The following is an 8,150-nucleotide window of genomic DNA, read 5'->3' as shown; positions in this document are numbered from 1 at the left end:
ACTCCGTCCTGCCCTCCGAAATCCGCCTTCCGCCCCCCTTCCAACTCCCACTTAACTCATCATCTGCCTCAACACCTTCACAGATTTCCACTCCGAAGTTTGGTCCAGGTGCTTGGCATAGAATAACAATAAATGATCCAGCAGATTTCGGCGGATCAAGCCAGGTGTTTTTTCAGCATAGGCAAAAGAGGCTTCCATCAATCCTTCCAGGTAAGCCACCTCAGGCTGCCAATCCATCTGTTTGGTGAAATTTTCCTGTAATTCTTCAAAAAAACCAAGGGCATCATCCGGTGCAAAACCCAGGTACCTGGCAGTTTCCCAAAGAAAGGTTACGGGATAATGGCTCAGTACGGTGTTTTCAGCATCCAATCGGCAAATGGCCAGATCCAAGTAATCAAACAATTCCTCATTTTGATATCCGTCGTAAATGGACTTGGACAGGACCTCGGAGACAAACATGGCAATACCTGAACGCATAAAATCGAATGGAATCCTTTGATAAGCCTTTCCCAAGCGCACCTCCGCAATCCGGTTGAGACTGACATTTTCTTTATCATAAACCACCAGGTCCAAAAAAGTGAGGGGTTGATAGAAACCCATTTTAGTCCTGGCATTGCTGCTCCGTACCCCATTGACGATGTAAGACTTCAAGCCAAGTTCTCTCGTAAATATCCTGACGATGATGGAGGTGTCCTTGTAGCGAATGTAGGAAACAACAATACCCTGTGTCTTGGTCAGCATGGAAATACGTTTATTTCAGGTCCTCATAGAAGCACTTTCTGCAGCGGGCTTCATAGCTCTCTTTCTCTCCCAAAAGCACCTTTTCTTTGGTCGCTGTAAGTCTGAAAGAGTAAGATGCCAAATCCCCACATTTCATGCAAATGGCATGTACCTTGGTTACGTACTCTGCAATGGCCAACAATTGTGGCATGGGCTCAAAAGGATTACCCTCAAAATCCATGTCCAGTCCAGCCATAATGACCCGCTTTCCCGAATTGGCCAGCACCTTGGCTACATGGATGATCCTGTTGTCAAAAAACTGAACCTCATCTATCCCCACTACATCGCAATCTCCTGCCAAAAGGATGATGTCCTCTGCAAAGTTTACAGGAGTAGACCTTATGGCATTTTCATTATGGGAAACCACGTCAAATTCATGATAACGTTTATCCACAGTAGGCTTGAAAATCTCCACTTTTTGCCGGGCAATCAACGCCCTATTCAGCCTGCGTATCAGCTCTTCTGTTTTACCCGAAAACATGGACCCACAGATGACTTCTATGTGCCCTTTCTTATCTTTTGATTTTGACTTCCCTATAGAAGGTTCTATAAACATATGCCTTAAGCTGAATATTCCATATGGGGGAATTTATTTTCTTCCGCTACACGGATCAACAGCTCCCCCGACTCCAATTTAGCTTGGCAAGTTAACCTTTCGTCAGCTTTTAACCTGCCCCTTTCCCTGAAAAATTCTTCCCGTTCTGTCAAGGGGCTCAAGCCATCCATACCGGCAAGCACAATCATTTTACATGTGGTGCATCTGCCCTTTTTTCCACAGGCATGCATCCAATCTATGTAGTTTTCATGAATTAATTCAATAACTTTACGGCCAGGTTCCGATGAAATTATTTCGTGATTTTTCAGATTTTCTATAATAACTTTGATCATGATATTCGTTGGAAAATGAAAGCTTTCAATATCTCAATAGCTTATGACCATCAATTATACATACATTCAGGAATATGCCAAGCAATTTACAGTTAAAACCTGTGATGACTATTTTTCACAAAGAAAATACATGACAGGACCTCAAATGGTTCAACTGACGCAAAGCATTCAGGTCAATTTTTTCACCATCAAAGCCCTGTTTGAAGCCTGGCAAAAAGAAGTCGAAAAACTCAAAAGCAATCCTTACTTTGACTATCGTGACAATGCCGTCCATGAGGCGCTGAAGGAATTCATGAATGTGCTTTCCAGGAGCATCAAAGTAGAAAGAAAGGACTTTGAGCCCTTGCTTCAGGATGCTGTGGAAGCCTCTATTGCATTGGCCCTGGACCCGGTCGCTTTTTTTGATAAAGAATTTGACAGAAAGGAGGCTGCCCAACTCAACACTTACCTCAAAGACAATAAGAAATATTACAAATGGCATACAGATCTTATTGCCAACCTCATTGATAGGGCTGGAATATCCCAGACACCAGAGGCGTTCAAACAAGCGCTTTATCAGAACTTTGAGAAATTCAATGAAAAGCTGGAGCCTGCCGAAAAACTCCTGGACAGCATGCACCAGGTGCTGCCTATAGACTGGTCCCGTCTCCTACAAGCATCCCAGCAAGAAAAGACCGATGAAATGCGGGCTTCTGAAGTGGATCAATCGGAAAATCCATCTTCCACAGAACAACCGGAAGTGGAAGCGGTTCAACATCAAGCTGAAGCACTTCCCAAGGAATCTGAACAGGAAAAACCTTTAGATTCTGCTGCCGCCAATTATAAAATGGCACCTGTGGAGAAGGCACTGGACCCGCTTCAGGTTTGGTCAAAATTTGAAGCAGAGGAATATTCTATCATGAAAGGAACCATCAAGGACCTTTCAGAAAGTGTCGGACTCAACCAAAAGTTCATGTTTACCAAAGCCCTTTTTCAGGGCAATCCGGACCTGATGAACCATGCTTTAAAAACCATCGATCAATGTGAAAGCTTTGCCGATGCCATTGAACTCCTCAACCAACGCTATGTGGGAGAATTGAACTGGGACAAAAATGCTGACGAAGTCAATGAGTTGCTCCAGTTGATCTTCAGAAAGTTTGACCACAGAAACTGAGCCTAGCCCATTCTTCCCAATAGCTGAATCCTATGGGAATCCAGCTTGATAAAGATGAAAAGCAAAATGGTAAAAGACCATAATGAAGACCCCCCATAGCTAAAAAAGGGCAATGGAATGCCAACTACCGGAAAAAGCCCTATGGTCATCGCAATATTGATCATAAAGTGAAATAAAAGAATCGAGATCACGCAATAACCATATACCCGGGAAAATCGATTCTTTTGCCTTTCTGCCAAAAACACCAGCCGGATCAATAGAGCGCAAAACAGGATGATCACCACCAAAGAGCCTAACCAACCAAACTCCTCTCCAAGGGTACAGAAAATGAAGTCTGTGTGCTGTTCTGGGACAAAGTCAAATTTGGTTTGGGTACCTTCCAAATAACCCTTCCCCATCAATCCACCCGAACCAATGGCAATTTTGGATTGGGTGACGTTCCAGCCTACGCCCAGAGGATCAAGATCAGGGTTAAAAAGTACCATGATCCTGTTTTGTTGATGCTCCGGCAATTTGGAAACCACATAATCCAAACTATAAGTGTACCCAATGATGATGAGCCCAAGGCTTATAAAGCCTATGATCCGGCCCAATTTTTTTTTGCCCAGCATGATGAGTATCAATACCAGCACTGCTACACCCACTACAATGTAAAGGTTGTTTTCAATACCCAAGGCCAATAGGGATATGGTTATAAATGAAAGCCCGATCACGTAATAGTGTTGGGGCATGCCTTCCCTGTACAGCATGATAAAAAAAGCCGTATACACCATTGCCGTCCCCGTATCAGGCTGAAGCATGATCAAAGCTACCGGAAGCATAATAACCAAAAGTGCCTGCAACTGATGCTTGGTCTGTCCTAAATCAAATGTAGGCCTTTCCATCAATTTGGCAAGTGCCAAAGCAGTGGCAAATTTTGCAAACTCGGCAGGCTGCAAACGGAATGCGCCAATTTCAAACCAGGCCCTCTGCCCATTGATCTCCTTACCAAAGAATGGGGTAATCAGCAAAAACACTAAAAAAATCCCATACAAGACCAGAGAGAGGTTTTCAAACAGCCTGTAGTCAGCCACCATAATCAGGGTGATCAAAAGTAAAGCTGTACCTATCCACACCAGTTGTTTACCTGAATTGATGGAAAAATCAAAGATGCTCATGGCTGCCTGCTCATCATAAACCGCTGCATAGATATTGAACCAGCCGATGATGACCAATGAAGCATAAATCACTATCGTCAGCCAATCGATCTTATTGATATATAAATCTTCCTGTCTCACGATCAATTACATAAAATTTCCTGCCAGAACATATTCTTCTAAAGCAGGGCGGGTGATTTCCCCGCGCAAGTATTTTTCAATCATCAAGCTGGCCGTACTGGCTGCAGCTCTGCCGCCCCATCCAGCATTTTCCACATACACTGCAATGGCAATCTTTGGATCTTCTTTGGGTGCAAAGGCAATAAATACGGAATGGTCCTCACCTTGCGGGTTCTGAGCAGTTCCGGTTTTCCCAGCAATGGTAATATCCCTGATCGCTGCTCTGGCAGCCGTGCCATAAATGGCTTCTGCCATAGCATCCTGAATCAGATCAAAATGATGGGCATCAACCCCCACCTCATTTTTAGTCCTGTATTTCAATGGGATTTTGTTTGGGTCTCCATCAATGGCTTTGATCAAATGCGGGGTGTAATAGTACCCTTTATTGGCAAAAATTGCAGCCAAATTGGCCATTTGAAGAGGTGTTACCATCATCTCTCCTTGGCCTATGGACAAGGAATAAATGGTAGAATACTTCCACCTGCCCGGACCATATACCCTATCATAATATTGGCTGGTAGGTATGGACCCGCCTTTCTCATTGTAAAGGTCTACGCCCAATTGTCCGCCAAGCCCAAATTTTAGCACTGACTCTCTCCAAATATTCAGCCCAATCTCAGTATCCTTAAAAGTGCTTCTCGATACTTCCCTGTTGATCATGGCACGGTAGGCCTGATGGTAATAAGGGTTACAGGAATATTTCACTGCCCCAAAAAGATTGACCGGGTTGGGGTGATTGTGGCAAGCTACTAAGGAACGGTTACAGGAATAGGTGGTATTGGGTGTCAAAACCCCCATTTGAAGGCCAATCAGCGACTGCACCACTTTAAAGATGGAACCTGGAGGATACATGGCCATGATGGGTCTGTTAAAAAGCGGTTTGCTGTCATCCTGGTTCAATTGTAGGTAATTGGTGCCAAATTTGGCACCGGTAAGAAGATTGGGATCATAACTCGGAGCGGAAATCATGGCCAGGATTTCTCCTGTTTTAGGCTCAATCGCCACCACAGATCCCCGCTTGCCCCCCATAAGCATTTCTCCATATTGCTGCAAGGCCAGGTCTATCGTAGAAGTCAGGTTATTTCCTGCCACAGAGGCAGTATCGTATTCTCCATTTTTAAAAGAGCCTTTATCCACTCCCCTCACATTCACCATTTTGTATTTCGCACCTTTCACACCACGGAGATCGGGCTCATAAAACCCTTCTATACCGCTTAATCCTACAAAATCACCCTGTCTGTAATACTTGAGCGTATCACGTTCCAATTGTCTGGCACTGATTTCACCGATATAACCCAAAGCATTGGCTGCCACTGGCTGGGGATAAGAACGCACGGCACGGGTCATCACAAACAATCCTGGATAATCTATCAGGTAATCCTGTATACGGGCAAAATCAGTGGTCGAAATCTGCTTGATTAATGGTGAAGGCTTCACAGAAGAATATTTTCTGGCTGAATTATACCCCTCTATCAATTGCTCTTTATTGATTTGAAAAATCTCACAAAACCTGGCTGTATCCTTGATGGCAAACTCCCTGGGAATGATCATTAAGTCAAAGATGGGATTATTGTAAACCATAATTTTCCCGGTACGGTCATACACAAGTCCCCTATAAGGGTGGTCCACTACCCTTTGAATGGCATTCCTTTCGGCCCTTTTCAAAAAACTATCGTCAGCCACCTGAATCAAAAACAATTTGGTCAAAAGCACCATGCCCACCAAAGCGATGGCCACTACGATGACTAGCGGTCTTTGATCATTCATTTATATACCCCTCCTTCTCCTGTAGAACATTAATTGTACAATGATACTCATTACAAACACAAAAATAGTACTTGCTATAACTTTTTGAACGCCAGCAAGGAATAAATTGGTTCCTAATTGATCGATATAAAAAAAAATGAAATGATGCAAAAGTATTAATGGAAGGCTATAATAAGTAAACCAACCAAAGCCCATGTTGAGCATTGAAGGCTGTAAGTTTTCATCATAACCACCCGTCGGCGTCAACAATTTAAGCCAGGAGTTTCTCAAAAATGCTAAAGCCAATAAACTGGCAGTATGCATACCCAATGTATCATAAAAGAGATCAACCCCCATACCTAACACAAAAGCAACCAACATGATGGGGATGGTTTTCATTTCCAAGGGCAACAATAAAATATAGAGCACATACAAAAAACAAAAAGCCAGACCAAAAACCACTATGTTTTTCAGCAGCAAAACCTGTATGATGAGGTAAAGGAAAAAGCCTCCGATTAATAAGATTATCCTGTTGCTATTCATCTTGGGTCAGTTCAAATCTTCCAAAATCTCTAATTCTTCTTCTACAAAGTTTTCTACCAAATACACATAGGAAATCCTTGTAAAATCTGTTGCCAGTTCAATGGTGACGTCCAAATAATTGGTTTCTGTACCTGCCCCCACTTCAATGATTTTTCCTATCGGGATGCCCTCCGGAAAAATCACATTATAACCAGAAGTTACTACCCTATCTCCTACCTTGAGCTCTACGTGTCTTGGCACATATAGCAATTTGGCTTTTTTTGGATCCTTACCGTCCCATTTGGTAGATCCAAAAACTTCAGAGGACTCAATTTTGGAAGATATCAGAAGTTCAGTATGTAGAAGAGAAATTACAGATGCGAAATGTTGGGTCACCCCTTTAACCCTTCCCACAACACCCTCCTCATTAAAAACACCCATGCCTTCTTTGATGCCATGTTTGGCTCCCTTGTTAATGGTGATGAAATTTTGTGCCAAATTGATGGAATTATTGATGACTTTGGCGCCTTTGAATTCAAAGGTCGCCATCATCGTAGCGTCCACGGGGATGAACATACTGTCAACAGGTTGCCTGTAATGCTCTAATTCAGCAAGCAAAGCAGCATTTTGATCCACCAAGGCTTTGTTGACAGATGTTAAAGAAAAATAATCCAGAACATTGCGCTGTGTTTGAAGGATTCTACCGCTGTACTGATTGGCACTATTAAAAAAAACTGCACCTTGTTGCGAGTTGTTGGAAACAATCAGCCATATCGCAATGGATTCCAACAATACGAACAACAAAAAAGCCCTTATTCTATATAGGAATAATAGTATGCGCTGCATTCAGTCATCAGGTCATCAAGACAGTTCTGAAATTGTCTATATTTTTCAAGGCAGTTCCCGTTCCTCTTACCACTGCCCTTAATGGATCTTCAGCAATATGGATCGGCAACTTGGTCTTTTGGTGTAATCTTCTATCCAGTCCTTTGAGAAGTGCGCCTCCCCCTGTCAAATGGATACCGTTATCGTAAATATCAGCAGACAATTCAGGTGGAGCAATTTCCAATGCCTTCAGTACAGCTTCCTCAATTTTGGACACTGATTTATCCAGGGCAAAAGCAATCTCCGAATAAGACACTTTGATCACCTTTGGTATTCCAGTCATTAGGTCTCTGCCTCTGATCTCATAGTCTTCGGGGGCATCATCCAGTTCAGTCAGGGCTGAACCTATCGCAATTTTGACCCTTTCGGCAGATCTTTCTCCTATAAGCAGGTTATGCTGTCTCCTCATGTAATCCAGAATATCCTTGGTAAAAGTATCTCCTGCCACACGGATGGATTGATCCGCCACAATTCCCGAAAGGGCAATCAGGGCAATTTCGGTAGTCCCACCTCCAATATCCACGATCATAGACCCCATGGGTTTTTCGATGTCAATCCCAATACCTATAGCAGCGGCTATGGGTTCATAAATCATGTACACCTCCTTTGCCCCTGCATGTTCGGCGGAATCCCTTACTGCCCGCTTTTCTACTTCAGTGATACCGGATGGAATACAGATAACCATCCTATGGGATTTGGGAAACATTCCCTTCTTATGGCCGGGAATCATTTTGATCATACCCCTGATCATTTGTTCTGCCGCATAAAAATCAGCAATAACACCATCTTTTAGCGGTCTGATCGTTTTGATGTTTTCATGCGTTTTTTCATGCATGTTCATCGCGTCTTTACCAACGGCC

General features: G+C 43.3%; 9 protein-coding genes. 1 reads left to right on the top strand and 8 read right to left on the bottom strand.

Translation table 11 applies throughout. The features are described 5' to 3' along the window. Positions 1–51 precede the first annotated feature (51 nt). The 3 genes from recO to B879_RS19715 are packed head-to-tail and all read right to left on the bottom strand — an operon-like array spanning position 52 to position 1,668. The gene (recO, locus tag B879_RS19725; RefSeq protein ID WP_009186991.1) at positions 52–741 is read right to left on the bottom strand and encodes a DNA repair protein RecO; all 690 of its coding nucleotides are present in this window, start codon (positions 739–741) and stop codon (positions 52–54) included. Between the two features lie 10 nt (positions 742–751). Continuing rightward, positions 752–1,336: a thymidine kinase gene (locus tag B879_RS19720; protein WP_009186990.1), complete on the bottom strand. Its 585-nt coding sequence runs from the start codon at positions 1,334–1,336 to the stop codon at positions 752–754. Between the two features lie 5 nt (positions 1,337–1,341). Then, positions 1,342–1,668, bottom strand: a complete 327-nt coding sequence (locus B879_RS19715) for a 2Fe-2S iron-sulfur cluster-binding protein (RefSeq protein WP_009186989.1) — start codon at positions 1,666–1,668, stop codon at positions 1,342–1,344. 43 nt (positions 1,669–1,711) lie between these two features. Between B879_RS19715 and B879_RS19710 the strand changes: the two genes are divergently transcribed. Then, complete coding sequence (locus B879_RS19710; protein ID WP_009186988.1) at positions 1,712–2,821, top strand: DUF8457 domain-containing protein; 1,110 nt, start codon at positions 1,712–1,714, stop codon at positions 2,819–2,821. A 2-nt stretch (positions 2,822–2,823) separates the two neighbouring features. On the opposite strand, the gene rodA is transcribed toward B879_RS19710, so the two are convergent. The 5 genes from rodA to B879_RS19685 all read right to left on the bottom strand — a co-directional run. Next, on the bottom strand, positions 2,824–4,098 hold the full coding sequence (rodA, locus tag B879_RS19705; protein ID WP_009186987.1) for a rod shape-determining protein RodA: 1,275 nt from the start codon (positions 4,096–4,098) through the stop codon (positions 2,824–2,826). A gap of 6 nt (positions 4,099–4,104) precedes the next feature. After that, positions 4,105–5,904: a penicillin-binding protein 2 gene (mrdA, locus tag B879_RS19700; protein WP_009186986.1), complete on the bottom strand. Its 1,800-nt coding sequence runs from the start codon at positions 5,902–5,904 to the stop codon at positions 4,105–4,107. After that, complete coding sequence (locus tag B879_RS19695; RefSeq protein ID WP_009186985.1) at positions 5,905–6,426, bottom strand: hypothetical protein; 522 nt, start codon at positions 6,424–6,426, stop codon at positions 5,905–5,907. It lies immediately after the preceding gene. Positions 6,427–6,432: 6 nt separating this feature from the next. Beyond that, positions 6,433–7,251: a rod shape-determining protein MreC gene (gene mreC, locus B879_RS19690; protein WP_009186984.1), complete on the bottom strand. Its 819-nt coding sequence runs from the start codon at positions 7,249–7,251 to the stop codon at positions 6,433–6,435. A gap of 7 nt (positions 7,252–7,258) precedes the next feature. After that, on the bottom strand, positions 7,259–8,150 hold an 892-nt coding region (locus B879_RS19685), incomplete at its 5' end, for a rod shape-determining protein (protein WP_040401341.1).

Source organism: Cecembia lonarensis LW9, from assembly GCF_000298295.1.
Classification (GTDB): Bacteria; Bacteroidota; Bacteroidia; order Cytophagales; family Cyclobacteriaceae; genus Cecembia; species Cecembia lonarensis.
This window is presented reverse-complemented; position numbering and strand designations above follow the sequence as displayed.